General features: G+C 37.9%; 1 protein-coding gene. It reads right to left on the bottom strand.

Annotated features, from left to right (window positions below):
* Window positions 1–408 precede the first annotated feature (408 nt).
* On the bottom strand, window positions 409–644 hold a 236-nt coding region (locus FK530_RS27565; RefSeq protein ID WP_193560366.1), incomplete at its 5' end, for a M24 family metallopeptidase C-terminal domain-containing protein.

The raw sequence follows: 644 nt of genomic DNA, 5'->3' as shown, positions 1-644 counted from the left end.
CATCTGCGGATACCTTGATCTATACTCCGGCAGGAGGGGATCCTGTTATGGTGATGAATGGCCTCTATGATTCAGCTGATATTGAGAAACTCTATCAAGAGATAGGGCAACGGCAGGCAGCGCTACTCTCTCAAGAATCATAAGAGTATAAGAATATAAGAGCATAAGAACATAACAGTATTAAGAGAAAGATCAGAGTAAGAGCAGAGCACGATCTGCGAAAGATTCAAAAAATTAAAAAGATTCAAAATATTTAAGAAAAAAGGTCTAAGTATTGAAACTTAGACCTTTTTAATTGAGTTTTTTTATTCTGCTGACTCTGGCGATTCTAGTGATCGTTATCATCTTCCAGAGTTATTTTCACGGGATTTATCAAGAATGTATCTATCGACTACTGATACTTAATACTTAAATAGCGGCAGTACGTTCTTTCAACCAAGCTAATACCGCTTCATCCTCAATGCGAGGAGCGAGCTTCTCATAGACGCTTTGATGATATTGATTAACCCACTCAATCTCTTCTGCTGTAAGGAGTGAGCGCTCCATCAGACGTGTATCAATGGGGAATAGTGTCAAGGTTTCAAAGAACATAAAATTACCAAAATCTTGCTCTTTAGGATTACTAATAGGCTGAGAAGTAACTA

Origin of the sequence: Tsukamurella conjunctivitidis, from assembly GCF_007858475.1 — a bacterium.
Lineage (GTDB): Bacteria > Actinomycetota > Actinomycetes > Mycobacteriales > Mycobacteriaceae > Tsukamurella > Tsukamurella conjunctivitidis.
The sequence above is the reverse complement of the archived record's forward strand: the minus strand, read 5'-3'. Positions and strand labels throughout refer to the sequence as shown.